1 protein-coding gene is annotated in these 637 nt (G+C 40.7%); it reads left to right on the forward strand.

Annotation, left to right across the window (positions count from 1 at the left end; all coding sequences use genetic code 11):
* Positions 1-302: 302 nt before the first annotated feature.
* Positions 303-637 (forward strand): arginase family protein (locus GC102_RS08300; RefSeq protein ID WP_171689077.1); only part of this gene is annotated, 335 nt, incomplete at its 3' end.

A 637-nucleotide genomic window follows, 5' to 3' on the forward strand; every position in this document is an offset into this window, starting at 1 on the left:
ATACATCGGTTTCCTGGGAAAATCGAAACGTCGATGGTCATTCTGAAAAAACGATTGGAAGAGAGAAACATTTATTCTTTCGCAGAGATTGTCAAACGAATTTGGTTGGAATGCAATTAATCGTTGATCCGTATCCCTGGGAATCCTCCTGAGAAAAAGCGAAGTAGCTGCTTCTTCTCAGGGGGATTTTCGCTATTAGCATAAGGTTTTTCGATAGTAATAATTAGATAATTCGATTTTTCCACTTAAAAAGGCTGTGTTACACTTGCGATAATACGGGAGATAAGGAAGAGGTGCGGCAGATGATTACAGCAAAGAACAACAACATCGCGATTATAGGTGTCCCGCTGCAGTATGGTGCAGATCGCAAAGGTGTAGACATGGGGCCGGATGCAATAAGAGGCTCTAACATTCATCATAGGCTTGAATCTCTTGGCTATCAAATTCAAGACATAGGGGATATTCATGTAAATAAATCAATAGGAGATCACTCTTTCCAAGCTGGAGAAAAGCTTAAGCATCTAAACGAAATTAAAAATGTGAACAGCGAGTTATGCCAAGTTGTTGCGACAGAAATGAACAAAGGAAAATTCCCGCTTGTTCTTGGCGGCGATCATAGTATTGCGATAGGCACGAT

The sequence above is a fragment of the Paenibacillus germinis genome, assembly GCF_013141785.1.
GTDB classification, from domain to species: domain Bacteria; phylum Bacillota; class Bacilli; order Paenibacillales; family NBRC-103111; genus Paenibacillus_E; species Paenibacillus_E phytorum.